The sequence below is a fragment of the Phenylobacterium sp. genome (assembly GCF_030693405.1).
GTDB lineage: Bacteria > Pseudomonadota > Alphaproteobacteria > Caulobacterales > Caulobacteraceae > Phenylobacterium.
Genome location: NZ_JAUYAW010000037.1, coordinates 13,459 through 38,220, shown reverse-complemented (window position 1 = coordinate 38,220; position 24,762 = coordinate 13,459). Strand labels below are relative to the sequence as shown.

General features: G+C 67.7%; 26 protein-coding genes. 13 read left to right on the top strand and 13 right to left on the bottom strand.

The window, feature by feature from the left end:
• The 6 genes from Q8N19_RS07225 (at position 1) to Q8N19_RS07200 (ending at position 7,173) form a co-directional block, all read left to right on the top strand.
• The gene (locus Q8N19_RS07225) at positions 1–912 is read left to right on the top strand and encodes a hypothetical protein (RefSeq protein WP_305589127.1); all 912 of its coding nucleotides are present in this window, start codon (positions 1–3) and stop codon (positions 910–912) included.
• Between the two features lie 165 nt (positions 913–1,077).
• Positions 1,078–2,250, top strand: coding sequence for an acetyl-CoA C-acetyltransferase (locus Q8N19_RS07220; RefSeq protein WP_305589125.1), 1,173 nt, complete (start codon positions 1,078–1,080; stop codon positions 2,248–2,250).
• A gap of 13 nt (positions 2,251–2,263) precedes the next feature.
• Positions 2,264–2,962: an SDR family NAD(P)-dependent oxidoreductase gene (locus Q8N19_RS07215; RefSeq protein ID WP_305589123.1), complete on the top strand. Its 699-nt coding sequence runs from the start codon at positions 2,264–2,266 to the stop codon at positions 2,960–2,962.
• Positions 2,963–3,055: 93 nt separating this feature from the next.
• Positions 3,056–3,313, top strand: a complete 258-nt coding sequence (locus Q8N19_RS07210) for a hypothetical protein (protein WP_305589117.1) — start codon at positions 3,056–3,058, stop codon at positions 3,311–3,313.
• 102 nt (positions 3,314–3,415) lie between these two features.
• On the top strand, positions 3,416–5,455 hold the full coding sequence (locus tag Q8N19_RS07205) for a TonB-dependent siderophore receptor (protein ID WP_305589115.1): 2,040 nt from the start codon (positions 3,416–3,418) through the stop codon (positions 5,453–5,455).
• Between the two features lie 233 nt (positions 5,456–5,688).
• The gene (locus tag Q8N19_RS07200; RefSeq protein ID WP_305589113.1) at positions 5,689–7,173 is read left to right on the top strand and encodes a globin-coupled sensor protein; all 1,485 of its coding nucleotides are present in this window, start codon (positions 5,689–5,691) and stop codon (positions 7,171–7,173) included.
• On the opposite strand, the gene Q8N19_RS07195 is transcribed toward Q8N19_RS07200, so the two are convergent.
• Positions 7,155–8,477: a sorbosone dehydrogenase family protein gene (locus Q8N19_RS07195; RefSeq protein WP_305589111.1), complete on the bottom strand. Its 1,323-nt coding sequence runs from the start codon at positions 8,475–8,477 to the stop codon at positions 7,155–7,157. The two genes, Q8N19_RS07200 and Q8N19_RS07195, sit on opposite strands and share 19 nt — an antisense overlap.
• Positions 8,478–8,632: 155 nt before the next feature.
• On the opposite strand from Q8N19_RS07195, the gene Q8N19_RS07190 reads away from it, so the two are divergent.
• Together Q8N19_RS07190 and Q8N19_RS07185 are read left to right on the top strand one after the other, a co-directional pair.
• Positions 8,633–9,172 (top strand): sigma-70 family RNA polymerase sigma factor, encoded by a 540-nt coding sequence (locus Q8N19_RS07190; RefSeq protein WP_305589109.1) that lies wholly within the window; start codon positions 8,633–8,635, stop codon positions 9,170–9,172.
• On the top strand, positions 9,162–9,803 hold the full coding sequence (locus Q8N19_RS07185; RefSeq protein ID WP_305589107.1) for a DUF1109 domain-containing protein: 642 nt from the start codon (positions 9,162–9,164) through the stop codon (positions 9,801–9,803). The genes Q8N19_RS07190 and Q8N19_RS07185 overlap by 11 nt, the downstream gene beginning before the upstream one ends.
• Here the strand turns inward: Q8N19_RS07185 and ccoS are convergent, their stop codons facing one another.
• From ccoS to ccoN, 8 genes are read right to left on the bottom strand one after another with little or no spacing between them, the layout of a single operon-like run.
• Positions 9,804–9,959: a cbb3-type cytochrome oxidase assembly protein CcoS gene (ccoS, locus tag Q8N19_RS07180; RefSeq protein WP_305589102.1), complete on the bottom strand. Its 156-nt coding sequence runs from the start codon at positions 9,957–9,959 to the stop codon at positions 9,804–9,806.
• On the bottom strand, positions 9,959–12,133 hold the full coding sequence (locus Q8N19_RS07175; RefSeq protein ID WP_371133809.1) for a heavy metal translocating P-type ATPase: 2,175 nt from the start codon (positions 12,131–12,133) through the stop codon (positions 9,959–9,961). The genes ccoS and Q8N19_RS07175 overlap by 1 nt, the downstream gene beginning before the upstream one ends.
• Positions 12,130–12,615, bottom strand: coding sequence for a FixH family protein (locus tag Q8N19_RS07170; RefSeq protein WP_305589086.1), 486 nt, complete (start codon positions 12,613–12,615; stop codon positions 12,130–12,132). The genes Q8N19_RS07175 and Q8N19_RS07170 overlap by 4 nt, the downstream gene beginning before the upstream one ends.
• The gene (gene ccoG / locus Q8N19_RS07165) at positions 12,612–14,120 is read right to left on the bottom strand and encodes a cytochrome c oxidase accessory protein CcoG (RefSeq protein ID WP_305589084.1); all 1,509 of its coding nucleotides are present in this window, start codon (positions 14,118–14,120) and stop codon (positions 12,612–12,614) included. Before ccoG ends, Q8N19_RS07170 begins: the two co-directional genes overlap by 4 nt.
• 9 nt (positions 14,121–14,129) lie before the next feature.
• Positions 14,130–14,996: a cytochrome-c oxidase, cbb3-type subunit III gene (ccoP, locus tag Q8N19_RS07160; RefSeq protein ID WP_305589082.1), complete on the bottom strand. Its 867-nt coding sequence runs from the start codon at positions 14,994–14,996 to the stop codon at positions 14,130–14,132.
• On the bottom strand, positions 14,983–15,162 hold the full coding sequence (locus tag Q8N19_RS07155; RefSeq protein WP_305589079.1) for a cbb3-type cytochrome c oxidase subunit 3: 180 nt from the start codon (positions 15,160–15,162) through the stop codon (positions 14,983–14,985). The genes ccoP and Q8N19_RS07155 overlap by 14 nt, the downstream gene beginning before the upstream one ends.
• Complete coding sequence (gene ccoO / locus Q8N19_RS07150) at positions 15,159–15,902, bottom strand: cytochrome-c oxidase, cbb3-type subunit II (RefSeq protein WP_305589070.1); 744 nt, start codon at positions 15,900–15,902, stop codon at positions 15,159–15,161. The genes Q8N19_RS07155 and ccoO overlap by 4 nt, the downstream gene beginning before the upstream one ends.
• Positions 15,903–15,912: 10 nt before the next feature.
• Entirely contained in the window at positions 15,913–17,562 is a 1,650-nt protein-coding gene (ccoN, locus tag Q8N19_RS07145; protein WP_305589069.1) for a cytochrome-c oxidase, cbb3-type subunit I, read from the bottom strand.
• Positions 17,563–17,687: 125 nt separating this feature from the next.
• Between ccoN and Q8N19_RS07140 the strand changes: the two genes are divergently transcribed.
• The 3 genes from Q8N19_RS07140 to dusA all read left to right on the top strand — a co-directional run bounded on the left by Q8N19_RS07140 (position 17,688) and on the right by dusA (position 20,477).
• Complete coding sequence (locus Q8N19_RS07140; RefSeq protein WP_305589067.1) at positions 17,688–17,942, top strand: hypothetical protein; 255 nt, start codon at positions 17,688–17,690, stop codon at positions 17,940–17,942.
• A 938-nt stretch (positions 17,943–18,880) separates the two neighbouring features.
• Complete coding sequence (locus Q8N19_RS07135) at positions 18,881–19,345, top strand: hypothetical protein (protein WP_305589065.1); 465 nt, start codon at positions 18,881–18,883, stop codon at positions 19,343–19,345.
• Between the two features lie 127 nt (positions 19,346–19,472).
• On the top strand, positions 19,473–20,477 hold the full coding sequence (dusA, locus tag Q8N19_RS07130) for a tRNA dihydrouridine(20/20a) synthase DusA (protein WP_305589063.1): 1,005 nt from the start codon (positions 19,473–19,475) through the stop codon (positions 20,475–20,477).
• On the opposite strand, the gene Q8N19_RS07125 is transcribed toward dusA, so the two are convergent.
• The 3 genes from Q8N19_RS07125 to Q8N19_RS07115 all read right to left on the bottom strand — a co-directional run bounded on the left by Q8N19_RS07125 (position 20,474) and on the right by Q8N19_RS07115 (position 21,826).
• A complete protein-coding gene (locus Q8N19_RS07125; RefSeq protein WP_305589061.1) occupies positions 20,474–20,989 on the bottom strand; it encodes a GNAT family N-acetyltransferase in 516 nt (171 codons plus the stop codon). The two genes, dusA and Q8N19_RS07125, sit on opposite strands and share 4 nt — an antisense overlap.
• A complete protein-coding gene (locus Q8N19_RS07120; RefSeq protein ID WP_305589053.1) occupies positions 20,989–21,498 on the bottom strand; it encodes a TIGR02281 family clan AA aspartic protease in 510 nt (169 codons plus the stop codon). The genes Q8N19_RS07125 and Q8N19_RS07120 overlap by 1 nt, the downstream gene beginning before the upstream one ends.
• Before the next feature lie 118 nt (positions 21,499–21,616).
• On the bottom strand, positions 21,617–21,826 hold the full coding sequence (locus Q8N19_RS07115; RefSeq protein ID WP_293318102.1) for a DUF1289 domain-containing protein: 210 nt from the start codon (positions 21,824–21,826) through the stop codon (positions 21,617–21,619).
• A 203-nt stretch (positions 21,827–22,029) separates the two neighbouring features.
• Between Q8N19_RS07115 and Q8N19_RS07110 the strand changes: the two genes are divergently transcribed.
• Complete coding sequence (locus Q8N19_RS07110; RefSeq protein WP_305589050.1) at positions 22,030–22,395, top strand: hypothetical protein; 366 nt, start codon at positions 22,030–22,032, stop codon at positions 22,393–22,395.
• A gap of 94 nt (positions 22,396–22,489) precedes the next feature.
• Positions 22,490–24,046 carry a phospholipase D-like domain-containing protein gene (locus Q8N19_RS07105; RefSeq protein ID WP_305589048.1) on the top strand — a complete coding sequence of 519 codons (1,557 nt, stop codon included), beginning with the start codon at positions 22,490–22,492 and terminating at the stop codon, positions 24,044–24,046.
• Here Q8N19_RS07105 and Q8N19_RS07100 read toward each other — a convergent pair.
• Entirely contained in the window at positions 24,010–24,741 is a 732-nt protein-coding gene (locus tag Q8N19_RS07100) for an endonuclease/exonuclease/phosphatase family protein (protein WP_305589045.1), read from the bottom strand. The two genes, Q8N19_RS07105 and Q8N19_RS07100, sit on opposite strands and share 37 nt — an antisense overlap.
• Positions 24,742–24,762: the final 21 nt, after the last annotated feature.

Here is a 24,762-nt window from a genome sequence, read left to right as displayed (position 1 = left end):
ATGATCATCCAAGACTGGACCGATGAGAAGGCCGCGGCCTTCGGCAAACAGACGCTCAACTTCACCCACGACCTGCACCAGCGACCGATGTTCACCGACGAGGGTCTGGCCGAAGCGCTTGAGGCCTATCCCCGGAGCAAGCTGGGGGTTTTCACCATGGGGGAGGACCCCCGGGCCTGGACCACCTGGCGCAAGGGCTCGGGCGATGGCCTCACCGGGGCGCAGCTTCTGGAGTCGGCCAAGGCCGGCCGGATCTGGCTGAACCTCCGGGAGGCCAACCTCTATCTGAAACCCTATGCCGATCTGGCCGATGAGGTGTTCGCCGAGAAGGAGGCCATGGCGCCTGGCCTGCGCACCTTCAAGCGCGACCTCGGCGTGCTGATCTCCTCGGCCAATGCGCAGGTCTTCTATCATCTGGACGTGCCGCTGGTGTCCCTGTGGCAGATCCGCGGGACCAAGCGGGTCTGGGTCTATCCGCCCAAGGCGCCCTATGTCGGCGAAGAAGCCCTGGAGAAGATCGTCCTGCGGGAGAGCGCCGAGCAGTTCGCCTTTGATCCGAGCTGGGACGCCGGCGCCGAAGAGGTCGAGCTGACCCCGGGCCGCATGGTCACCTGGGCCCAGAACGCCCCGCACCGGATCGAGAACGGGCCGATGCTCAATGTCTCGCTTTCCATGGAATTCATGACGCCTCAGGCCCTGCTGCGGGCCAATGTGATCTACGCCAATGGCGTGATGCGCCGGCGGGCTGGAATGCGGCCGCGCCTGAGCGACGGGGTCAGCCCGGCCAATCTGGGCAAGCTCGCCCTGGCCCGGGGGGCCAAGGCCTTGAAGCTGCAGAAGGCCCACGAGCGGGTCCTGCCGGCCACCTTCCGCCTGGACCCAGCCCAGCCCGGCGCCGTCCTCCCGATCTGAGCAAAAAACGCCCCAAAACGCCCAGTTGGCTTACCTCGCGGCGCCTGAATAGACTTGTTTTCGACGCGCCACAGGGCGCGCGGCAAGCTTTAGAAGATCGATCCTTCGCCCGGCGCAGATGACCCCATCTGGCCCGGCCTGGGGTCCAGGCAAGGGAGCGGAACAATGGGCGAAGCCTATATCGTCGCGGCCACGCGCACGGCCGGCGGCCGCAAGGGCGGCAAGCTGAAAGACTGGCATCCGGTGGATCTGGGCGCTGTGGTGCTCAACGAACTGGTCGACCGCACGGGCATGGACCCGGCCCGGGTCGAGGACGTGGTCATGGGCTGCGTCATGCAGGTGGGCGAGCAGGCCATCAATGTGGCCCGCAACGCCGTCATGGCCTCCAAGCTGCCGGAAAGCGTGCCCGGCACCTCGATCGACCGCCAGTGCGGCTCCTCGCAGCAGGCCCTGCAGTTTGCCGCGCAAGCCGTTATGAGCGGCACCCAGGACGTGGTCATCGCCGCTGGCGTCGAAAGCATGACCCGCGTGCCCATGGGCTCGTCGGCCGCGCTCGCCGCCAAGGCTGGCATGGGCCAGTACAAGAGCCCACGGATGGAGGAGCGCTATCCCAACATCCAGTTTTCCCAGTTCATGGGCGCCGAGATGATGGCCAAGAAGTACGGCCTCACCAAGGACCAGCTGGACGAGTACGCCTATAACAGCCACCAGCGCGCCATCGCCGCGACGCAAGCCGGGGCCTTCAAGGACGAAATCGTCGCCCTGAAGATCAAGGACGAGAACGGCGCCGAGAGCGATCACACCATCGACGAGGGCATCCGCTTCGACGCCAGCCTCGACGGCATCCGCGGCGTGAAGCTGCTGGCCGAAGGCGGGGCCATCACCGCGGCCACCTCCAGCCAGATCTGCGATGGCGCCTCGGGCGTGATGATCGTCTCGGAAAAGGCGCTGAAGGAGTTCGGCCTGACGCCGCTGGCCCGCATCCACCACCTGTCGGTGATGGGTCATGACCCGGTGATCATGCTGGAAGCCCCGCTGCCCGCCACCCAGCGGGCCCTGGAGCGCGCCGGCATGAAGATCGACGACATCGACCTGTTCGAGGTCAACGAGGCCTTCGCCTCGGTGCCCGTGGCCTGGCTGAAGGCCACCGGGGCCAATCCCGACAATATGAACGTCAATGGCGGCGCCATCGCGCTCGGCCATCCGCTCGGCGCCTCTGGCACCAAGCTGATGACCACCCTGGTCCATGGGCTGAAGGCGCGGAACAAGCGCTATGGCCTGCAGACCATGTGCGAAGGCGGCGGCATGGCCAATGTGACAATCATCGAGCGGCTCTGATAAGCTCGGGCGCATGAGCCCGCGTATCATAGCCGTCACCGGCGCCTTCGGCGTCCTGGGGGAGGTGGTCGCTACGGCCGCCGCCCTCCAGGGCGCCCGACTGGCGCTGATCGATCACAGCATGGTTCCGCCGGACGGACTGGTGGAGGCCTGCGGCGTCGACGCCCTGGTGCTCACCGGGGTCGATCTGGCCGATCCCGTGGCGGCTCAGACGGCGATGGCGGCGGTCAAAAGCCGCTTTGGCCGCCTCGACGCCCTCATCAATATCGCCGGCGGCTTCCGCTGGCAGACCTTGGCCGAGGGCGATCCTGCGGTCTGGGACCTGCTCTACGCCACCAATGTGAAGACCGCCGCCAACGCCAGCCGGGCGGCGATCGATCTGTTGAAGGCAAGCCCCGCCGGGCGGATCATTAATATCGGCGCGGCCGGCGCGGTGAAGGCTGGCGCGGGCATGGGCGCCTATGCTGCGGCGAAGGCCGGCGTGCACCGACTGACCGAAAGCCTGGCTGAGGAACTGAAGGCCGAGGGCGTCACCGTCAACGCCGTGCTGCCTTCGATCATCGACACCCCGGTCAACCGCGCCGACATGCCCGACGCCGACTTCGCCGCCTGGGTCGCGCCCGCGGACCTCGCCGCAGTGATCCTGTTCCTGGCCTCGCCTGAGGCCCGGGCGGTGACGGGGGCGCTGATCCCGGTGACCGGACGCGTCTAGGGCGGGGGAACCTTTGCCGGTTCAGGACGTTTCTCTTTGCTAGCCGTCGTCACCGCCACCTCCGTCGCTGACGCCGGAAAGCCCGGAGCCTTCATGAAGCTTTCTCGAACCAGCGCTGATGACGGCGTCCTGATGTACGCCGGCGTGATCGAGAAGGTCGGGTATGAAATCCGCAGCGACGAGAAGATGAAGATCGGCAAGGGTGAGCTCATCGGCTCGCCCGACCTCATGCGTGACGCCTTTCGGCAGGGACGCCTGACCCTCAAGCTGGCCGAAGGCTCCGACATCCGCATCCTGATGGTCGCCCACACCGAGGGCGGTGAGCGGGCCTATTTCGAAATCGAGACCTAGACACCTCGCGGAGCCGCCCGGCGCCAGTCCCTCTGGCCGCGGCCCCCATTTCCCTCCAAGCTGTCAAAAAACGAATGAGTGACAGTTCCGGGGAGGGGCGTAGTGATCCTGACAATCCTGGCCGCCAGCGCGGCCAGCTTCGCCGTGGCGCAGGCTGAACCTTCGCCGGCGCCCGAGGCCGAACCGCCTGTCGCCGCCCGGGGCGTGATCGCCTATCCGCCCAGCGCGTTCGCCGAGGCCGCGCCCGATACGGCCTATGACATGGTGCTGCGCCTGCCGGGCTTCGCCTTCGACAAGGGCGCGAGCGTGCGCGGCCTGGCCGGTTCCGGCGGCAATGTGCTGATCGACGGCCAGCCGCCGGTCTCCAAGAACGACGCGCTGGATGAGCTTCTCAAACGCATCCCAGCCTCGGCGGTGTCGCGCATCGAACTGATCCGTGGCGGCGCGCCGGGCATCGACATGCAGGGCCGTTCGGTGATCGCCAATGTGGTGCGCGCCAAGACCAGCGGCGCCCAGGGCGCGCTGATGAGCTCGGTCCACTTCATAAATGACGGCCGCGTGCTTACCAGTCTGCGGGGCGAAAGCCAGTTCGAGTGGGCGGGGCGGCGTTTCGAGGCGTCCTTCGTCTATGGCAAGGGGCCTGACGACACCCTGGGGGACGGGCCGCGCGTGCGCCTTGGCCCCACTGGGGAGGTGCTGATCGACTCGGTGGTCGACGCCGACGCCGGCGGCCTGAGGGCCTGGACCACCGGGGCCATGGAGACGCCCCTGGCCGGGGGACGGCTCCGACTGAACGGCGCCTATATGCGCACGCCGGCCAGCGCCGAGATCACGGACCGCCTGCGCGGTGGCGGCAAAGAATACGAATACTATACCAATGTCCGGCTTCAGCAGGAGCTCGGCGGTCGCTACAGCCGCAGCCTGGGCGCCCAAACCACCCTTGAGGCGGTCGCCTTTCAGCAATGGAACGACGTGGAGACCCGGGCCGATTTTGAGGCCCCTGGCCTGCGTCGGGACTTCGACCTCGACAAGTCGGTGACCGAAACCGTCGGGCGGATGACCCTGCGCCGCACGCTCAGCCCGTCCATCACCGCCGAGATCGGCGGCGAAGGGGCGCTGAACCGGCTGGACAGCCGCACAGCCTTCACCCTCAACGGCCGCCCGGTGCCGGTGCCGGCCGCCCAGGTGGAGGTGGAGGAAACCCGCAGCGAAGCGTTCGGCACGCTCACCTGGCGCGGCGGGCCTGGGCTGACCCTGGAGGGCGGCCTGCGGCACGAGACCTCGTCCATCGGCTCGAGCGGCGATGTGACCCTGGAAAAGTCTCTGGCCTTCACCAAGCCGCGCCTCTCCCTGGCCTGGTCGGCCGGCGGCGGGCGGCAGGTGCGCCTGCGGCTGGAGCGCGAGGTTGGCCAGCTCAATTTCGATGACTTCGTCGCCTCCTCCTCGGCGGTGAGCACCGGGGCGGTGCTGGCGGGCAATCCCGATCTGCGCCCGCAACAGGCGTGGGTCAGCGAGGCGGCGTTCGAGCAGCGGTTCGAAAGCGGCGCGGTGCTTGTGGCCACGGTCCGGGTCTCGGACCTCGCCGACGTGATTGACCGCGCGCCGGTCTTCCTGCGGGGCGTGGCCGTGGCCGATGCGCCCGGAAACCTCGGCGACGGAAGCCGGCGGGAGGCGATCTTGAACGTCACCGTGCCGCTGGACCGGCTCGGGGTTCGCGGCGGGCAGCTTAAGGGGCAGGGGACCTGGCGCGAGAGCGAGGTGGACGATCCCCTCACGGGCCAGGCCCGCGAGATCTCCGGTCAGCGCCCGGTGGAGTGGGAGGCCCATTTCACCCAGGACCTGCCGGCCTTGCGGACCAACTGGGGGATCGATGTCCTGGGCGGCTATCGCGAGCGCTATTTTCGCCTCAGCGAGGTGGAGACTCGCAAGGTCGGGACCTGGGTGGTGGTCTTCGCCGAGTACAAGCCGCGGCGCGACCTCATCCTTCGCCTCGAGCTGCAGAACCTCGGCGAACGCAATGTCCAGCGCACCCGGGAGGTCTATGTGGGACCAAGGTCGGATGGTCAGCTGGCCTATGTGGATGTGCGCGACCTGGAGTACGGGCGCGCCGTCTTCCTGCGCCTGCGCAAGACCTTCGGCTAGACGAACTCCTGCGTCAGTGGTCGGGCGCGTGGAACCCTCCGGAGCCGGATGGACTGGCGCGTCCTTTATTCTGGCGCGCCGGCTGGAAGACCCTGCGGCAATCCGCCACTTCCGTACGGGCCGCAGCCCCCTCGTCAAATTAAGGCGTCGTTAGCCACGCTGGCGCATCAACTGGCTAGATGACCGGCCAACTGACCAGGCGGCCGGATAAGAACAAACGGCGGGCGGACCCCATGACCCAGTCTTCTCAACTACAACAGCGCCGTGATTTCATTGGTCTCGACGCCGGCGCGGTTGAACGACTCCGCGGGCTCCGGGGCTTTGTCGCCCAGGCCATCGGTCCAGCCCTTGATGTCTTCTATGGCAAGGTCCGGAAGACCCCTGAGGTCCAGAAGTTCTTCAAGAACGATGGCCATATGGCCGGCGCTCAGAGCCGTCAGGCCGACCACTGGCGCATCATCACCGAGGGCCAGTTCGGGGACGAATACGCCAAGGGCGTGCGGACCATCGGCGAGACCCACGCCCGCCTGGGCCTGGAGCCCCAGTGGTATATCGGCGGCTATGCCCTGGTCCTTGAGCAACTCATCCATGCGGCGGTGGCCAAGCACTGGCCGACCCTGACCCGTCGGACCAAGGCGCAGGACGCCGCCGAGACGGTTTCCGTCCTCGTCAAAGCGACCCTGCTCGATATGGACCTAGCCATTTCAATCTATCTCGAGTCCATAGAGGCCGAACGTGTAAGGGCGGAAGCCGCCCGGCAGCAGGTCGAAGAGCAGCAGGCCGCCGCCATGGACGCCCTGACGGCGGCCCTGCGCAAGCTGGCGGAGGGCGACCTCACCAGCCGCCTCGACGCCGCCCTGGCCCCGCAGTTCGCCGGCATGAAGGACGACTTCAACGCCGCGGTCACCAAGCTCTATGACGCCATTCGGCTGGTGTCGGAGTCCTCTGGCGGCATCCGCTCCGGCGCCGATGAGATCGGCATGGCCTCCGATGACCTGTCGCGCCGCACCGAACAGCAGGCCGCCAGCCTGGAAGAAACCGCTGCGGCCCTGCACGAACTGACCGAGAGTGTCCGCAAGGCCGCAGCCGGCGCCCGGGAAGCGTCGGGCATGGTCGGCGCCGCCAAGGGCGAGGCCGTCCACTCAGGCGAGGTCGTCGATCGCGCGGTTGCAGCCATGGGGCAGATCGACGTGTCCTCCAAGGAGATCGGCCAGATCATCGGGGTGATCGACGAGATCGCCTTCCAGACCAACCTGTTGGCCCTGACCGCCGGGGTTGAGGCCGCCCGCGCCGGCGAGGCCGGCCGCGGCTTCGCCGTGGTCGCCTCCGAGGTCCGGGCGCTTGCCCAGCGGTCGTCGGAAGCCGCCAAGCAGATCCGCAACCTGATCACCCAGAGCGCGACCCAGGTGGAGTCCGGCGTCAATCTGGTGGCGGAAACCGGCGACGCCCTGCGCCGCATCGTCGAACGGGTGGTGGAGATCGACCACAGCGTCGCTGAAATCGCCGCCTCCGCCGAGGAGCAGGCCCGGGCGCTGGGCGAGGTCAACGCCGCCGTCAATCAGATGGACCATGTGACTCAGCAGAACGCCGCCATGGTGGAGGAGGCCACCGCGGCCGCCCACTCCCTGCGCAAGGAAACTGACCAGCTGAACGGGCTGGTGGGCCGGTTCGTGATCGACGCGGCTGGGGGATCGGCGCGCTACCGCTCCGCCGCCTGAATCGCCTGAGCCAGAGGCGCCACTCGCCAGACTGCGCCGCCCGCGTCGTCGGTGACCAGCAGGGCGCCGCGGCGGTCGACGGCCACATCCACCGGCCGCCCCATGGCCTGGTCGCGGTCATTGAGGAAGCCGGTCAGGAAGGCCTCGGGCTCGCCCTGCGGCATGCCGCCGACAAACGGGATGTAGACCACGCGATAGCCGCTGAGGGGCTGGCGGTTCCAGGAACCATGCTGGCCGACGAACACCCCGCCCCGGTACCGCTCGGGGAAGGCCTCGGCGGTGTAGAAGGTCAGGCCCAGGGACGCCGTGTGCGGGCCAAGCGCATAGTCCGGACGGAGCGCCTCGGCCACCAGGTCGGGCCGCTGGGGTTCAACCCGGCTATCCACCGTGTCGCCGAAGTATGAATAGGGCCAGCCGTAGAAGCCGCCGTCCTGCACCCGGGTCATGTAGTCCGGGACCAGGTCGTCGCCCAGCATGTCGCGCTCGTTGACTGCGGTCCAAAGGGCGCCGGTGACCGGCTCATAGGCCATGCCGTTGGGATTTCGCAGGCCTGACGCATAGAGGCGCAGAGTCTTGGCGGCCGGGTCGACCTCCAGGATCGCCGCGCGGTTCTCTTCGGCAGCCAACCCGTTTTCGGCGATGTTGGAATTGGAGCCCGAGGTGACGAACAGCTTCTGGCCATCCGGGGAGGCGATGACGTTCTTGACCCAGTGATGGTTGATCGGCCCGGCAGGCAGATCGACGATCTTCTCCGGGATCCCCTCCATCCGCAGTTGCCCGTCGCGGTAGGGCGTGGCCACCAGGGCGTCAGTGTTGGCGATGTAGAGCGTCCCGCCTACCAGAGCCATGCCCTGGGGCCGGTTGAGACCTGAGGCGAACACCTCCCGAACCTCGGCCAGACCATCCCCGTCGGCGTCCCGCAGCAGCATGATCCGGTTGGGGCTGGGCTTCAGCGCCCCGGCATAGGCCTGAACCCGCTGGGCGATGCGGTCCATCAGGCCCTCAGGCGGCTTGGGCTCCGAACTGGCCTCCGAAACCAGCACGTCGCCATTGGGCAGGACCAGCAGCCATCGGGGATGGCTGAGATCGCCGGCAAAGCGGGTGACAACGAAACCCTCGGGCGCCACGGGCGCCGCTCCCTCGGTCCAGCCGACCGCCTTCGCCGGATTGACCCTGGGCAGAAAATCGCCCTCGGGCGCCGGGATGTTGGGCTCAGCGCCGAAGCCGACAAACGGGTCATCTGACCCCGCCGTGCAGCCTGTGAGCAGGAGGGCGCCGAGGGCGAGGGCGATGACGGGGCGCATGGGCGGCTCCAGCTTGCGGATCGAAGCCGAACCTTGACCCCTGATCTGGTCTGGGTCCAGGTCGCAATGAGGGGGGCGAGACGGCTGCCGATGCATGTCCGGCCGGCGGCGGTGTAACCCTGCCGGTCGAAGCCGCGAACCTGGGGTCGAATGGCGTGGAAGACATCGATCTGCAGATCCAGAGCCTCATCGCGCTCAGCCAGACCGGCGACAGGGCGGCCTATGGACGGCTGCTGGCCCTCATGGCGCCGCGCCTGCGGGCCTATTTCAGCAGGCGGCTGCAGGACCCGGCCGATGCGGAGGACCTGGTGCAGGAGACTCTGATCGCCATTCACACCAAGCGCGAGACCTATAACCCGGCGCTGCCCTTCGCCCCCTGGGTCTATGGGATCGCCCGCTACAAGCTGATCGATCACTTCCGCCGCCGCGGCGTCCGGCGGCACGTTCCCCTGGAGGAGGCCGGCGAGATCCTGGCGGAGTCCGACACCGAGGCCGGTGCGACCCGGGCCGACCTGAACCGCCTCCTGGCGCGATTGCCGGCTCGTCAGCGCGGGCTGCTGGAGGATGTGCGGCTGCGGGGGCTGACCATCGCCGAGGCGGCGCCGCGTCATGGCTATTCCGAGGGCGCGGCCAAGGTCGCTCTGCACCGAACCCTGAAGTCCCTGTCCGCCAGCGTGGCCGCCGATGAAGACTGAAGACCTGATTGCGGGCCTCGCCCTGGAGCCGGGCTTTCCTGGCCCCAGGCAGTTGGAGCGCAAGCTCATCCTGTGGAGCGGGGGCGGCGCCCTGATGGCCGCGCTCCTGACGCTCCTGGTTCTGGGGCCGCGGCCGGACATGGATCAGATCGCCGGGGTGGCGTCCTTCTTGGGCAAGGCCGGCTATACCCTGGCCTTGGCGGGCGCCGGACTCTGGCTGGCCCGGCGGCTTGGCCAGCCGGGCGCCCGGGCGAAGGGGCCGCTTCTGGCGCTGAGCCTGCTCCTGGTCGGGGGACTGATCGCCACAGTCGTCGAGCTGGCGCTGATCCCGGCCGGCGAGCGGGCCGGTCAGCTGATGGGCCACTCAGCCATGATCTGCCCGCTGGCCATCCTGGGGCTTGGCCTCCTGGCCCTTTGTCCGGCCATGATCGTCGCCAGGCGCCTCGCCCCGGTCAGGCCAGCTGCGGCGGGCGCGGCGATCGGGCTGCTGGCCGGCGGCCTGTCAGCCACAGCCTATGGTCTGCACTGCGCGGAGACCGCGGTGAGCTTCCTGGTGATCTGGTATGGGCTCGGCGTGCTGGCGACGGCGGCCCTGGGGGCGGCGATCGGCGCCCGCGTGCTGCGCTGGTGATCAGCTGATCCGGTTGTCGGAGTCTTCCATCAGGATGCGGGCGGCGTCCCCGGCTGGGTCGTCATACTGGCCATTCCGGAGCGTCCACCAGAAGGCCGCCAGGCCCGCCAGGCCCAGGGCCACCGAGATCGGCGCGAGGATCAGAATAATACCCATCAGCGTCTACCAGCTCCGTGCATCCGCAAGGCGTTGAGGGTCACCACCAGGGATGAGCCCGACATGGCCAGGGCCGCGATCAGCGGATTGACGAAGCCCAGCATGGCCAGCGGGATGGCGCCCAGATTGTAGAGGGCCGAGAAGCCGAAGTTCTCAAGGGCCCGATGGCGAGCGGCCCTGGCCACCCGGATGGAGTCGGCCACGGCGCCCAGGGCGTCGCCGGCGAAGACCAGGTCGGCTGCATTCTGGCTGGCGTCGAGGGCCGCGCCGGGGGCCATGGCGGCGTGCGCCTTGGCCAGGGCGGCGGTGTCGTTGAGACCGTCTCCAACCATCAGCACCTTACGACCCTGGGCGGTCAGGGCGTCGATTTCTGCAGCCTTGTCCTGAGGCGTCTGGCCCGAACGCCATTGATCGACATGAAGCGTCTGCGCGGCCCGGGCTACGGGCCCCTCCAGATCGCCCGACAGGATCTCCACGGTCAGTCCCAGGGCGCGGAGGTCTGCTATGGTCTGGGCGGCGTCAGGGCGGAGCTGGTCGGAAAAACGGAAGCGGACGCGGGTGTCGCCCTCGAAGGCGAACCACAGCTCAGTCTCACCGCCGCGGACGCCGTCCAGGCCGACGAAGCTCGCCCGGCCCAGGCGCGCGCGGCGGCCGTTGATCATGCCCTCGACCCCCTGGCCGGGGGTTTCGACCACGTCGGTCGCCCGGAGACCCGGGCCGGCCTCGGCCGCAAGGGCGCGGGCCAGGGGGTGGGCCGAGGCGCGCGCCAGGGGCGCAGCCAGGGCCACGGCCTGAGCCGGGGCCTCAATCAGCCGCGGCCGCCCTTCGGTGAGCACGCCGGTCTTGTCGAACACCACGTGGTCGACCTCCGCCAGGCGCTCCAGAGCGGCGCCGGATTTCACCAGGACGCCCTTGCGGAAAAGCCGCGCCGAGGCGGTGATCTGGACCGCCGGCACCGCCAGGCCCAGGGCGCAGGGGCAGGTGATGATGAGCAGGGCGGCCGCCCGCAGCAGGGCCTCGCGCGGACCCAGGCCGAAGGCCAGCCCACCAAGAAAGGTGAGGGCGGCCACGGAATGGATCACCGGCACATAGATAGATGCGGCCCGGTCGGCGAGGCGGACATAGAGGGACTTGGTCTGGGCGCCCGCTTCCACCAGTCGGGCGATGGCCGCCACAGCGGAGTCCTCTGACCTAGCGATGGCCAGGATGCGGAGTTGGCCCGTGAGGTTGACCGCGCCGGCACGGCAGGTGTCGCCCGGCCGCACGTCCACGGGCGCGGTCTCGCCGGTCAACAGGGCGTTGTCGAGCTCGGAGACTCCATCCTCGACGAAGCCGTCGACCGGGATGCGCTCGCCTGGCCGGACCAGGATCCGCTCGCCGACGGCGACCTCGCTCAGCGGCTTGACGCGCTCCAGGCCGTCGGCTCCGAGGACTGTGGCGGCCGGCGCCTGCAGCGCCAGGAGGTCGGCTGCGGCGCTACGGGCGCGAGCCCTAAGGCGATGGTCGAGCCAGCGGCCGATGAGCAGCAGGAAGAGCAGGGAGACGGCGGCGTCGAAATAGGCGTCGCGGCCGTTGAGGAAGGTCTCAACGAAGCTGATGAACAGGGTCAGGATGACGCCGACCGAGATCGGCACGTCCATATTGGCCTTGCCGGCCTTGAGCGACCGCCAGGCGGAGTCGAAGAAGGGCAGACCCGCATAGATGGCGCAGGGCGTGGCCACGATGGCCGACAGCCACAGCATGATGCTGCGGGTGGCCGGACCCAGCTCCTGGCCAAACAGGCCCGCCCACACCGGCACAGAGAACATCATGGCGTTGCCGGCCCCGAAGCCGGCCACGGCCAGGGCCAGGATCAGCCGGCGGCTCTCCTGATCGTGGGCTTCTGCGGCCTTGGCCGGATCGAACGGGGTGGCCGGATAGCCCAGCCTGTCGAGGGTGGCGATCACCCGGGAGGCGTCACCCCGGGATGAGGCGAAGCGCACAGCCAGCCGGCCTTCGGTCAGGTTCAGCCGCGCTGTGGTGACGTCGGGCAGGCCTGCCACGGCGGTTTCGATCTTGGACATGCAGGCCGCACACCGGGCGCCCTTGACCAGCAGCTCCAGATGGGCGGTTCCGTCCTTCTCCTTGCGGAGAAAGGCCGAGAGGTCTGGCGCACGCGCCAGGTCGTAGGTCAGGGCCATGTCAGTCGACGCTCGGCTTCGAACAACTGGCCCTTGGCGTCCTGGGCCTGGAAGGTGAGGTCCCAGACGCCGGTAACACCGCCCAGCGGGGCGACATAGAGGCCAGGCTCGGCCTCTGCGAACCGCGGGGTGAGGGCGCCGGCGCCGGTGGCCGGGCGCTGCAGCTTGCCGCTGAAGGACAGGCCGCGCACCGGGGCGCCCTCGGCGTCAACGATGCGCACGGCCACGGCCTGCGGCTCAGCGCCGGCGGCCGCCCGCCAGCCCAGCTCCGCCTGGGCCGCCTGCCGGGCCAGCTTGGCGTTATGGGCCAGGCCATCCTCATAGGGGGTGACGGAGACCTCGCCCGGATAGGTGCGCAGGGCGGCGGTGATGAACACGGCGTTGACCGCAATGATGACGGCAAAGAACAAGACCATGGCGACCAGCACATGCCAGCCGCGGATGCGAAACCCGTCTGTATTTTCCATGAGGCTCATCGCGCGTTCGCCGCTCCAGAGAGGAAGGTGGTGGTGACCGCCTGGGTCGCGCCGGCCGCCTGGACGGTGAAGGTGGCGGGCATGTTCGCCTGTGGCAGGGCCTCGGGCGCGGCGGTGACGAAGACCCGGACCGCACGCACCTGGTTCGGCTCGACCGTCAGAGCTACGGGTCCTTGGGTGATGTCGGCGCCCGGCGTCTTGATCTGCGCCCCGGCCACGCCGCTGAAGGCGACCTGGGCGGTGACGGGCTCAAAGGTGCGGTTGGCGATCTTCAGGGTGTAGCTGTTGCGGATGTCGCCATCCTGCATGCGCACGAAGGTCGGATTGCGGTCGCGCAGCACATGGACGTCCATGGGGCTGCGGGTGGCCAGACCCCAGACGGTGAGCCCGCCCACCAACGCCAGGGCGCCGGCATAGTAGAGGGTCCGCGGGCGGATCAGCTTGTAGACCGGCTTCTCGCCGCAGGCCCGGGCGGCCACGGCCGCATCGGTGTCATAGGCGATCAGCCCCTTGGGCCGGTCGACCTTGACCATGATCTCATTACAGGCGTCGACGCACAGACCGCAGTTGATGCACTCCAGCTGCGAGCCGTTACGGATGTCGATGCCCATGGGGCAGACCACCACGCAGGCGTTGCAGTCGATGCAGTCGCCCCGGCCCTCCCAGGTCGCGCCCTTCTTGTGCGGGGCCCGGGGCTCGCCCCGGTCGAAGCGGTAGGTGACCTGCAGCGAATGCTGGTCGAGCATGGCCCCCTGAATGCGGGGCCAGGGGCACATATAGGTGCAGACCTGCTCGCGCATGGTCCCGGCCAGGGCATAGGTGGTGAAGGTCAGGATGGCGCAGGAGACATAGGCGGTCATCGGCGCCTGGCCGATCCAGAAGTCCCGCAGCAGGCTGGGCGCGTCGTGGAAGTAGAAGATCCAGGCCCCGCCGGTGCCAAACGCCACGGCCAGCCAGGTGGCGTGCTTGCCGCCCTTGCGCCAGGCCTTATTGAACGACATGGGCGAGGCGTCGAGCTTCATGCGGGCGTTGCGGTCGCCCTCGAACATCCGCTCGATATAGATGTAGAGGTCGGTCCAGACGGTCTGCGGGCAGGCGTAGCCGCACCACAGGCGGCCGAACAAAGCCGAGGTCAGGAACAGCGCCAGGGCGGCGATCACCAGCAGGCCGGTGATGAAGTACACCTCCTGTGGCCAGAGCTGGATGAAGAAGAAGTAGAAGCGTCGCCCGGCGAAGTCGACCAGCACCGCCTGGTCCGGCAGGTCGCCGGGGCGATCCCAGCGGATCCAGGGGGTGACGTAGTAGACCGCCAGGGTCAGGACCAGGAGGATCCACTTGATGTTCCGCCAGCGACCCTGGACCAGCTTGGGATAGATCTGCGCCCTGGGCTTGTAGAGCCCGCCGCCGGCGTCACCCTTCCCCCGCGCCCGCGCGGCGGCGGACCGCGGCCCCTTCGGGGCCGGGTCGCCTTCCGGCGGCTTGGTGCGATCGATGACGACGGTCATGGGGGACTCCTATCGCCCGCCGGCGTTGGCGTGGACGTACACGGCCAGGGCCTTCAGGGTCTCGTCGTCGAAACGACCAGCCCAGGCGGGCATGACGCCATTGCGACCCGACCAGATCTGGGTGCGGATCTCCTCGCGCGAGGCGCCGTAGAGCCATTCTGCGTCCGTCAGGTTCGGCGCGCCCTGGGTGTGGTCGCCCAGGCCGGCTGGGCCGTGGCAGGAGGCGCACTGCTCGGCGAAGATCGGCCGGGCGCGGTCGGCGGCGGCGCGGTCGCCATCCCGGCGCGATAGGACCATGACCAATTCGGTCAGGTCATTGATCTGGGCCGAGGTCAGCAGCTGGTCGCGGCCGAAGGCGGGCATCTGCGAGAAGCGTGCGCCTTCGGCGCCTGAGCGGATCCCCACCTGCAGGGTGTGGTGAATTCCGTCCAGAGTGCCGTCCCACAACCAGATGTCATCCAGCAGGTTGGGATAGCCCTTGGCGCCGGCGCCGCCGACCCCGTGGCAGGTGGCGCAGTTGTCGCCGAACACCGACTGTCCCACGGCCAGGGCGTATTGCTGGAGGTCGGGGTCAGCCTCGATCTCCTGCAGGGTGGCGTTGGTCAGGCGTGCGGCCCCTTCGCCGCGCACCTGCCGCAGGGTTTCAAGCTGCTGGGCGACCTGGGCGCGGTCGGAGTGCCCCATCATGCCCTTGGTGTAGCCGTTGATCCCCGGCCAGGCCGGCATCAGCACCCAATAGACGATGGCGAAGGCCACGCTGGCGTAGAACACCCACAGCCACCAGCGGGGCAGGGGATTGTCGAGTTCGCGGATGCCATCCCATTCGTGGCCCGTGGTCTCGACGCCAGTGACCTCGTCGGTCTCACGCTTGGACATTGTCGTCCTCATCCTTTTCGAGGGGCAGCATCGCGGCGCGGCGGAAGGCCTCGCCATTACGGGGCCACAGGGCGTAGGCCACGCCCGCGGCGAAGATGGCGGCGAAGTAGAGGGTGCCGCCCTGCTGGGCGAAAATGGCCACAGTCTCGTAGGACAGGTTGCTCATCGCAGGTTCTCCGGGGCTTCGGCCTCATAGGTGGAGAAGTCGACGAGGGTGCCGAGCATCTGCATGTAGGCGATCAGGGCGTCCATCTCGGTGAGACGGGCCGGGTCGCCGTCGAAGTCCCGTTGCAGCACCGCCTCGCCATAGCGGCCCTTGAGGTCGCGGGCCGGGGCGAAGGGGTCGGCCTGGGTCATCAGGTCGGCCTTGGCGTTGTCGATCATGTCCTGGGTGTAGGGCACGCCGACCTTGGTCATGGCTGCCAGCTTGGCCTGGACGTCTTTCGTCTCGAGCTCGCGCCCCGACAGGAAGGCGTAGGGGGGCATCACCGACTCTGGCACCACCGAGCGGGGATCGATCAGGTGGTCCCTGTGCCAGTCATCGGAGTACTTGCCGCCGACCCTCGCCAGATCCGGCCCTGTCCGCTTGGAGCCCCACTGGAAGGGGTGGTCGTACATGCTCTCGGCCGCGAGGCTGTAGTGGCCGTAGCGCTCCACCTCGTCGCGGAGGGGACGGATCATCTGCGAGTGGCAGTTGTAGCAACCCTCGCGGATGTAGATGTCCCGGCCCGCCAGCTCGAGGGGGGTGTAGGGGCGAACCCCCTTCACCTTCTCGATCGTACTCTCCAGGTAGAAGAGCGGGGCGATCTCCACCAGGCCGCCCACCGAGACCACCAGCAGGATGGCCACCGTCAGGACGATGGAGCGGCGTTCCAGAACGCCGTGCTTTTTCCAGATATTCTTCATCGGAGCCCCCTTACTCGGCCGGGATCAGCGCAGGGGCGGGGGTCGCGGCCGCCGAGACGGGGCTCGGCAGGCGGACCGTACGCCACAGGTTGTAGGACATGATGAGGGCGCCTGAGAGGTACATGAGGCCGCCCACCATCCGGATGACGTTCTCGACGTGCTTGGCCGCCACCGTCTCGACGAAGGCGTTGGCGAGGAAGCCTTGGGGCGTGTATTCGCGCCACATCAGGCCTTCCATGATGCCCGACACCCACATGGCGCAGATGTAGAGAAGGATGCCGGTGGTCGCGATCCAGAAGTGCCACTCGACAAGCTGGTTCGAATACAGCCGGTCCTTCTTCCAAAGCCAGGGCACCAGGCAGTACATGGCCCCGAAGCTGATGAAGCCGACCCAGCCCAGAGCGCCCGAATGCACGTGGCCGATGGTCCAGTCGGTGTAGTGGGACAGGGAGTTGACCGCCCGGATCGACATGAGCGGACCCTCGAAGGTCGACATGCCGTAGAAGGCGATGGCCACCACCATCATCCGGATGACCGGGTCGGTGCGCAGCTTGTCCCAGGCGCCCGACAGCGTCATCAGGCCGTTGATCATGCCCCCCCAGGACGGCATCCACAGCATGATTGAGAAGGTCATGCCCAAGGTCTGCGTCCACTGCGGCAGCGCCGTGTAGTGCAGGTGGTGGGGACCGGCCCAGATGTAGATGAAGATCAGCGACCAGAAGTGGACGATGGACAGACGGTAGGAATAGACCGGCCGCTCAGCCCGCTTGGGCACGAAGTAGTACATCATCCCCAGGAAGCCGGCGGTCAGGAAGAAACCGACGGCGTTGTGGCCGTACCACCACTGGGTCAGGGCGTCCTGGACCCCGGCGAACAGGGAATAGCTGCGGTGATGCAGGGCCCCGACCGGCATGGCCAGGTTGTTGATCACATGCAGCAGGGCGATGGTGACGATGAAGGCCAGGTAGAACCAGTTGGCCACATAGATGTGGGGTTCTTTGCGCTTCCAGAGCGTGCCGAGGAAGACCAGCAGATAGGCGACCCAGACGACGGTCAGCCACAGGTCCACATACCATTCCGGCTCGGCGTATTCGCGGCTCTGAGTGATGCCGGCCAGGTAGCCTGTGGCCGCCAGCACGATGAACAGCTGGTAGCCCCAGAAGACGAACCAGGGCCAGACGCCGCCGGCCAGGCGCGCCTTGCTGGTGCGCTGCACCACATAGAAGGAGGTGGCGATCAGGGCGTTGCCGCCAAAGGCGAAGATGACGCCCGAGGTATGCAGGGGACGCAGTCGGCCGAAGTTCAGCCAGCCGTGCTCGGGGAAATAGAGGAGGTTGGGCCAGGCGAGCTGGGCGGCGATCACCACCCCTACCAGCAGGCCGACAACCGCCCAGAACATGGTCGCAATGACGCCCGCCCGGATCACCCCGTCGGCGTAGCGCCCCTGCGGACTGCGGAGGCGGTCTGAGCTGAGCGCCACGGTCAGCAGCGCAAAGGCCAGAGTGAAGGCGCCGATCAGCAGATAGCCGTGAAACCGGAAGAGGCGATCATCTGAGAACGCGGTCGCGAATATCGCCCCCAGGGCGAGCAGCCCCGTAAAGACGTAGAGCAGGACGGCGTCGAGGGGCGCTCGATCCGGCTCGGTGATTGAATGATTCATGTTCCCCAGCGACTCGGTGCGAAAGACCGGCCACCTCTGACCCGTGGGAACCCTCGGGGCTTTGATCCATCTCAAGGCCCCCGGACGCGGGCTTGGCGATCAAGGGCCAAAGAGGAGTTCAGTCCATGCGCGTGTCTTTCCTGCACGATCGGGAATCCCGGATCATTGCGGGCGTTTCGGCCTGGGTGGCTGCGGCGCTCAGCGCCGAATACGCCTGGCTGCACGCCCGCTCGACCGCAGCCCTCTACGGCGTAATCTGCGGCGAAGGGCCGCTGGTCCACTGCGCCGCCTGCTACGCCGCCCCGATGCTGGCCCTGGCCGGCGCGGGTCTGCTGGCGCCGGTGGGACTGCAGGCGCTGCGGGTGAAGGCGGGGCGGTAGGTACGGCGCAGGCGCCTTAGACGGGGCGCCTGACGCCCCGCCGTGGGGCTGGCCGCCGCTGCTTGAGCCTATCGCCAGTTGTCTGCTCGCCGACGAGGGAGGTCGCCGGAGACTATTTTGCCCGACCTGCGGCTAAAGTGTTCGCTATTTGTTCTTGCGCATCTCCCTGCCTATGAGATGGTGGAGGCGGCCTGTGAACGCCGCCCTGCGAAGGGGCGTGACGAACTAGGTTTCTGAGCAACAAGGAAATCAGTATGGCGACTGTGCCTAGCGGGCAGCCGCGGTCGGTTCCTGATGAAGCGGGTGACCGGTACGACAGGGAGATCGGGCGACGCCAAGGCGTTGGAGCGGCGGAAGGACCTTTGGCGAGTTTCCAGAGTGGCCCGCCGATTCCTCGGCCGAGCCTTGCCATGTCGTTAGTTCCCGTCATTGGTCCCGCCTGGGACGCCGCAGCGGATCTTCAGGAAGGCGACTATGCTGGCGCTGCGCTGAACACAGCCTTTGCGGCGGCTGACCTCTTGCCCGTCGGCGTCGCTGTTCGCGGAGTTCGATCTGCAAGGGCCGGGATTGGGGTGCTGAAACCCGGCTCCGTCACAGGAAATGCCTCGGCCAAGATGATGCGGGCTCGCGGCGTGGCAGGCCAGGGCGAGGAGATTCATCACTCGATTGCTTTGAAGGGTAAGAGTCGGACGGCGCAGGATCCGAGGAATCACTTCGCGCTCTTGAAGGTGTTGCCAATAGATGATCACAGGCGTCTGACCGGCAGTTGGCGAGGGCAGCCTCGCTACGATCCCCTCCGGAGGATCTGGTATGGTACGACGGACTGGCAAAAGGTCGTGCCCACGACGGTTGTGGCCAAAGGTGCGGACGCAGCCGAAGGTCACAACCAGCGCCGTTCGCTCCGCTAGCGCGCCCAGTCTATTGGTCCGGAGGGCTCCATGAACGCCGAACAGGCTGACATTCGTTTTCCAGCCCTAGGGTTTACCCCAGACAAGGAAATTTGGGGCTTTCCGGATCTCTGGACGTTGACCTCCTGCGGGCCGGCGACGCTGGAAGAGAATCTGCAGGTCGGCATGGAATTGATTGGCGCCGATGGGAGACGTTGGCGCGTGCTTGAGCTTCGAAAGGTTGGGAGGGCTAGACCGATTTTGCAGTGGTTGATCTGGGCGCTGCTGGCGAAACCGGCTTATCGGGTTGAGCAGACGCTCGAAGAGCTTGAGCCCGCAACCCTCGGGGAAATTAAGGCCAAGACGTTGGCCTCAATGGAAGCAACGTCACAAGACTGGTCACCGGATGATCAGCGCGAAATTCTCTTCGACCCCTTGGTTAGGAGCGTGGAAGACGCCGCAAGCGTGAGCGAGATATTCGATCTGCTCGGGCTCGACAGCTTCCTTGCCTATTGAGCGAGCCAGGACGCGACACCGCTGACGTTTTTCAAGCAGCCGCCGCGGTGCGTGGTCGAAAGACGGGCGGATCCGGTGTATAGGGCGCTCGACGTCGCCCCGAACCAAGCCGAACTCAGCCGGACCCTTGACGCCTCAACCCCCTTTCCAACCCCACCGCCTGTCCGTCGCGCCGATGATGGACTGGACGGACCGGCATTGCCGGAGCCTGCATCGGGTGCTGTCGAAGCAGGCGCTGCTCTATACCGAGATGGTGACTACCGGCGCCGTGCTGCACGGAGATCGCGAGCGCCTGCTGGGTTATGACGGGGGCGAGCATCCCGTCGCCCTGCAGTTGGGCGGGTCTGATCCCGCCGACCTGGCGGCCGCGGCCAGGATCGGCGCTGATCTTGGCTATGACGAGATCAATCTCAATGTGGGCTGCCCCTCCGACCGGGTGCAGAGCGGCCGGTTCGGCGCCTGCCTGATGCGCGAGCCGGCCCTGGTGGCCGAGTGCATGGCCTCGATCGCTGCGGCGGTCGACGTGCCCGCCACGGTCAAGTGCCGCATCGGCGTCGACGACCAGGACCCGGAAGAGAGCCTGTTCACCCTGGTGGACCTCTGCGCCCAGGCGGGCGTGCGCAGCTTCGTGGTTCATGCCCGCAAGGCCTGGCTCAAGGGGCTGTCGCCCAAGGAGAACCGGGACGTGCCGCCGCTCGACTATGACCTGGTCTACCGGCTGAAGCGTGAGCGCCCTGACCTGACCATCGTGCTCAATGGCGGCGTGCCTGATCTGAACGCAGTGGCCGCCCATCTCGACCAGGTCGACGGGGTCATGCTCGGCCGGGCGGCCTATCATACGCCAGAGATCCTGGGCGCAGCGGACGCCGCGGTGTTTGGGGCGGGCGAGGTGACCGACTCTGCCATGGCGGTGGAGCTTTATCGCCCCTATCTCGCCGCGAGCCTGGCTGAAGGGACGCCGCTGGCGGCCATGAGCCGGCACATGCTGGGCCTGTTCCACGGACGCCCCGGCGCCCGGGCCTGGCGGCGGATCCTGACGGTGGAGGGGGTGAAGCCTGGGGCCGGGCTCGAGGTGGTGGACGCCGCCCTGGCCGCCGTGACCCAGGCCCGCGAAGCTCGGGACGCCGCCTAGGGGGTCGTCAGGTCCTCGCGGGTCATGAAGACCGCGGCGGGTCCATAGCCGGCCACTTTAAACGCCAGGTCTGGCGCGATGGCGGCGGGCGCCGCCCAGCCCTGACGTCGCCAGAAGGGTGCGGCGCCGTCGACCGCAATGAGCTCTGAGCGGCTCAGTCCCCTCGCCATCGCCGCCTCTCGCCCGGCGGAGAGCAAGATCTTCCCGAGGCCAAGGCCACGGGCGGCCTGCGCCACCGACAGGTCATGAACATACCAGCAGTCGGCCGGAGTTGCGGGATCCAGCACCGCATCCACCGGCGGCGGCGATCCGGCCGCCCAGGGATGGCTGATCAGGTAACCCGCCAGAGTCTCGTCGCGCCAGGCGGTCAGGTTGAGCTCGGCCGCCAGGGCCATGCGGCTGAGAAAGGCGTCCGCTGAATCGTGCAGGGCTGGGGGATAGCCGTGCGCCTGCAGGGCCAGGACGGCCGGAAGGTCCTGCGGCGCCATGGGGCGCAGGACGAGCCCGGCCATCAGGGGCGCAGGATCAGGGAGGTGCGGGTGGCCTCGAACCGGGTGAGGCGGCCCAGATAGCTCATGCCCAGCAGGGAGCTTTCCAGGCCCTTCTCGATCACCAGGGCGTCGACATTGGTGACCCGGGCGCCGGCCACAGAGACGGCGGCCAGTTGGACCACCGCGGCCCGGGTCTCACCCGACGCGGTCATCACCTTCTGGCGATAGTCGAGGTCTTCAGGCTTGAAACCCAGGCGCTGTGCGTCCTCCAGGGTGAGCGCCACGGCGGTGGCGCCGGTGTCCACCAGGAAGCGCACCCGGGCGCCATTGACGTCACCTTCGGCCCAGTAGTGGCCGTCGCTGGCCTTGCTGATCGCTGTCGCATGACCCGAGGCGGCCGGCGCAGGTTCCTCCCGCAGGGTCGCTACCAGGGCCGAGGCGCCGCGGGCGGGGTCTAGGGCCACCACCGTCTGAGCCGCGCCGACGGCTGAGACGGCGGCCACAAGGGTCATCAAAGCAAACTTGAACATGTCGACACCCGCCTCACCAAAGGCAATCGGCCGTTTCGGCCTTGTTGTGAGGCCACCCTAGGGCCTGCGGGTTTGCATCCGGTGAATCGGTCCTGAGGCCGCGTCGGCCAGGCGTGGCTCAGAACATGGCGAGCTTTTCCGGGGCGATCTGGCTGCGCCGGCCGGGCAGCTCGGCCATCAGGCTTTCCCGCGTCTCGGCCGACAGCCGCGCCCAGCCGGCCACCTCATTCAAGGTCCGGTAACAGCCCAGGCAGAGACCGCTGGTCCCGTCGATCACGCAGACCTTGATGCAGGGGGTCTTGATGGGGGGCGGCGGCTTTCCAGTCATGTCCCGCAAGTTAGGGCCGAATTCTGCGCCCCGCCAGCCCGTGGGAAGTAGCGGTGGCGTCGCAGAACGCTGTTCATGAAAATCATGTAATAAATGGACCTTACCGGGATTTAATATTCATAGAGATTCATTTCCAAAGGTTCATTTGAGTTTAGGCGGACAACGTATCAGTTTGTGTTCATCGATTTCGAGGGAGAAACGCCATGAAGTTTATCGCCATTATTTCCGCCGTCGCCGCCGTCGCCGCTGCGGGCTCCGCCAGCGCCTTGGAGATGAAGGACATCGAGTATCTGCAAGCCGTCCGCTGCCATGCCCTGGCCGGCTCGTCCCTGGTCAAGGCCGACACCGCGCCCATCGACGCCCTGCTGCGCGACCAGCGCTACGGGCGCACGCCGCATGTGCAGGAGCGGGCCAAGACCGAGCGGGCCCGCGCGGCCCGCCAGGCCAGGTCCGCCGACGAAAAGGTGCAGGCCGAGATCCGCAACGAGGTGGCCGGCGCCTGCCAGGTCTGGCTCGGCGGTGAGGAGAGCGTGAAGGCCGCCCGCGCTGACGCCCCGTCCGCCGACTGACCTCTATCCAGCTGTCGCCAGCCTTACGGGCGCGCCTTCCCCTGGGCGCGCCCGTCTTTTTTTTTGATCGCGCGGCGGGAACTCTGGCCAGATCGTGCGCCTTCTTGCCCTGGCGAGCTTGGCCGTGCATGACCCAGAGGCGATGAGCATCCTGACCCCAGGCGATACCTGCTGGCGGCGTGAACACGCGAGCCGGGCGGCCTTCCTCGTCGACACCGAGGCCTATTTCAACGCGCTCGCCGAGATTCTCCCCAAGGCGCAGAAATCGATCTATCTGCTGGGCTGGGGCTTCGATCCGCGGACCCGGTTGGCGCCCGATGGGTTTGACGGCCCCGACGACCCCGACGAGATCGGCCGCATCCTGGTGGAGCTGTCGCGGCGGCGTCCCGAGCTGGACATCCGCCTGCTGATCTGGAAGTCGGCCTTGCCGATCAGCGCCAGCCAGAACTTCTTTCCCCACCGGGGACGTCGCTGGTTTCGCGGCACCACGGTTCAGCTGAGGCTGGACGAGTCGGTGCCCCTGGGCGCCTGCCACCATCAGAAGGTCCTGGTGGTCGATGACGCGGTCGCCATCTGTGGCGGCGGCGACATTTCGGTGGATCGTTGGGACACCGCCGCGCACCTCGACGATGACGAGCGGCGCATCATGCCCGACCAGGACTATCACCCGCCAAGGCATGAGGTGATGATGATGGTCGATGGCGCGGCCGCCAGCGCGCTGGGTGACCTGTTCAGGGCTCGCTGGCGCCGGTCGGCCGACGAGGTGGTGCCCAAGTCGACGCCATCGTCCGCCGACCCCTGGCCCACCCGCGTTCCCGCCCATATGCACGATGTCGAGGTGGCGATCGCCCGGACCGAGCCGGCGTGGAAGCGGGATGCGATGATCGAGGAGATTCGTCGCCTGACGCTCACCTCCATCTTCGAGGCCAAGGACATCATCTATCTGGAGAACCAGTACTTCACCTCGCCGATCTATGCCGAGGCCCTGGCCGCCCGGCTGGCCGATCCCAAGGGACCTGAGGTGGTGCTGATCTCGACCGGCTACAGCCCGAGCTGGTTCGACCAGCTGACCATGGACCGGGCGCGGAACAACATGCTGTGGCGCCTCCAGGCGGCTGACATCTTCGGGCGGCTGCACGCCTACTGGCCGGTCACCCGCTCGGGCCAGGAGGTGATCGTCCATTCCAAGGTGACCATCATCGATGACCGCCTGGCCCGGGTCGGGTCAGCTAACCTCAACAACCGCTCAGGGGGTTTCGACACCGAGTGCGAGCTGGCGGTGGAGGCGCGGAACGACGACGACCGCCGGGCCATCGGCGCCCTGCGTGACCGGCTGGTCGGCCACTTCATGGGGTGCACCGGCGACGCCGTGGCCAAGGCCCGGCAGGAACGAGGCAGCCTCGGCGGCGCCATCACCGCCCTGAACACCGATCGCCGGCTGCGGCTTCTGGGGCCGCGGAAGATGGCGACCCTGGGAAACGTGATCGCCGCCTTTCACATTGGGGATCCGGCCGACGTGGCGGACTCCTGGCGGGTGTTTCGGCGCCGCGAGCGTCTCTATCAGGCGGCGCGGCGGCTCCATCAGGCCGTCGCCGAGGGGCGGGAGCGCGCCCTTCAGGCCAGCTCGAAATCCATCACCAGCGGCAGATGATCCGAGGCGATGCGCGTGGTGGGATCATAGGGGGCGAAGACGTCCAGCACCCGCACCTCGTCGCTCACGAACACATGGTCGATCCTCAGCACCGGCAGAACTGACGGGAAGGTCGCTGAGGGGGACTTCGTTTCGGCCAGCCGACGCGCGGGCCGCAGCTTTTCGCTCAAGGTCCGATAGACCTGGGAAGCTGAGGTGACGTTGAAATCGCCCAGCAGGATGGTGGGGCCCTGGCGATCAGGGTGACCAAGCCACCCAGGGCCAGCCAGGGCTGTGGCCTGGTTCTGCTGTTCCCGCGGCACAAGGCCCAGATGGGTGTTGAAGACCTGCAGCTCACGGCCGTCCAACTCGACCGAAACCCATAAAGCGCCCCGGGGCTCCAGCTGCGAAACCCGTTCGTGGCCGGGCAGGGCGGCGGACCTGATCTTCCGCTCGGGGTGGCGGGTCAGGATGGCGTCGCCATAGAGCTCCTCCTCCACCTTCATGGCCGGATGGAAGTGAAACGCCATCTCCAGACGCCGGGCGATCTCGTGGGCCTGATCGACCCCATTGGTGCGCATGCGGCCCACATCCAGCTCCTGCAGGGCCACGATGTCCGGCTCCAGGGCGGCGATGACGTCTGCGACACGGGCCACGTCCAGGCGACGGTCGGTTCCGACGCAACGATGGACATTGTAGGTGAGGATGCGGGGCATAGGGCCGGTGTTCTGCGCGTC

What these genes read in the sequence shown, in the direction of transcription:
- Q8N19_RS07125 (WP_305589061.1), bottom strand. Translation starts at nt 20,989, where the DNA reads ATGGCCGGGCTCGTCCTGCGCCCCATGGCGCCGCAGGACCTTCCGGCC.
- Q8N19_RS07110 (WP_305589050.1), top strand. Translation starts at nt 22,030, where the DNA reads ATGAAGTTTATCGCCATTATTTCCGCCGTCGCCGCCGTCGCCGCTGCG.
- Q8N19_RS07155 (WP_305589079.1), bottom strand. Translation starts at nt 15,162, where the DNA reads ATGAGCAACCTGTCCTACGAGACTGTGGCCATTTTCGCCCAGCAGGGC.
- Q8N19_RS07185 (WP_305589107.1), top strand. Translation starts at nt 9,162, where the DNA reads ATGAAGACTGAAGACCTGATTGCGGGCCTCGCCCTGGAGCCGGGCTTT.
- Q8N19_RS07115 (WP_293318102.1), bottom strand. Translation starts at nt 21,826, where the DNA reads ATGACTGGAAAGCCGCCGCCCCCCATCAAGACCCCCTGCATCAAGGTC.
- Q8N19_RS07195 (WP_305589111.1), bottom strand. Translation starts at nt 8,477, where the DNA reads ATGCGCCCCGTCATCGCCCTCGCCCTCGGCGCCCTCCTGCTCACAGGC.
- Q8N19_RS07100 (WP_305589045.1), bottom strand. Translation starts at nt 24,741, where the DNA reads ATGCCCCGCATCCTCACCTACAATGTCCATCGTTGCGTCGGAACCGAC.
- ccoO (WP_305589070.1), bottom strand. Translation starts at nt 15,902, where the DNA reads ATGAAGAATATCTGGAAAAAGCACGGCGTTCTGGAACGCCGCTCCATC.
- ccoP (WP_305589082.1), bottom strand. Translation starts at nt 14,996, where the DNA reads ATGTCCAAGCGTGAGACCGACGAGGTCACTGGCGTCGAGACCACGGGC.
- ccoG (WP_305589084.1), bottom strand. Translation starts at nt 14,120, where the DNA reads ATGACCGTCGTCATCGATCGCACCAAGCCGCCGGAAGGCGACCCGGCC.
- ccoS (WP_305589102.1), bottom strand. Translation starts at nt 9,959, where the DNA reads ATGGGTATTATTCTGATCCTCGCGCCGATCTCGGTGGCCCTGGGCCTG.
- Q8N19_RS07220 (WP_305589125.1), top strand. Translation starts at nt 1,078, where the DNA reads ATGGGCGAAGCCTATATCGTCGCGGCCACGCGCACGGCCGGCGGCCGC.
- Q8N19_RS07140 (WP_305589067.1), top strand. Translation starts at nt 17,688, where the DNA reads ATGCGCGTGTCTTTCCTGCACGATCGGGAATCCCGGATCATTGCGGGC.
- ccoN (WP_305589069.1), bottom strand. Translation starts at nt 17,562, where the DNA reads ATGAATCATTCAATCACCGAGCCGGATCGAGCGCCCCTCGACGCCGTC.
- Q8N19_RS07135 (WP_305589065.1), top strand. Translation starts at nt 18,881, where the DNA reads ATGAACGCCGAACAGGCTGACATTCGTTTTCCAGCCCTAGGGTTTACC.
- Q8N19_RS07120 (WP_305589053.1), bottom strand. Translation starts at nt 21,498, where the DNA reads ATGTTCAAGTTTGCTTTGATGACCCTTGTGGCCGCCGTCTCAGCCGTC.
- Q8N19_RS07200 (WP_305589113.1), top strand. Translation starts at nt 5,689, where the DNA reads ATGACCCAGTCTTCTCAACTACAACAGCGCCGTGATTTCATTGGTCTC.
- Q8N19_RS07225 (WP_305589127.1), top strand. Translation starts at nt 1, where the DNA reads ATGATCATCCAAGACTGGACCGATGAGAAGGCCGCGGCCTTCGGCAAA.
- Q8N19_RS07215 (WP_305589123.1), top strand. Translation starts at nt 2,264, where the DNA reads ATGAGCCCGCGTATCATAGCCGTCACCGGCGCCTTCGGCGTCCTGGGG.
- Q8N19_RS07210 (WP_305589117.1), top strand. Translation starts at nt 3,056, where the DNA reads ATGAAGCTTTCTCGAACCAGCGCTGATGACGGCGTCCTGATGTACGCC.
- Q8N19_RS07170 (WP_305589086.1), bottom strand. Translation starts at nt 12,615, where the DNA reads ATGAGCCTCATGGAAAATACAGACGGGTTTCGCATCCGCGGCTGGCAT.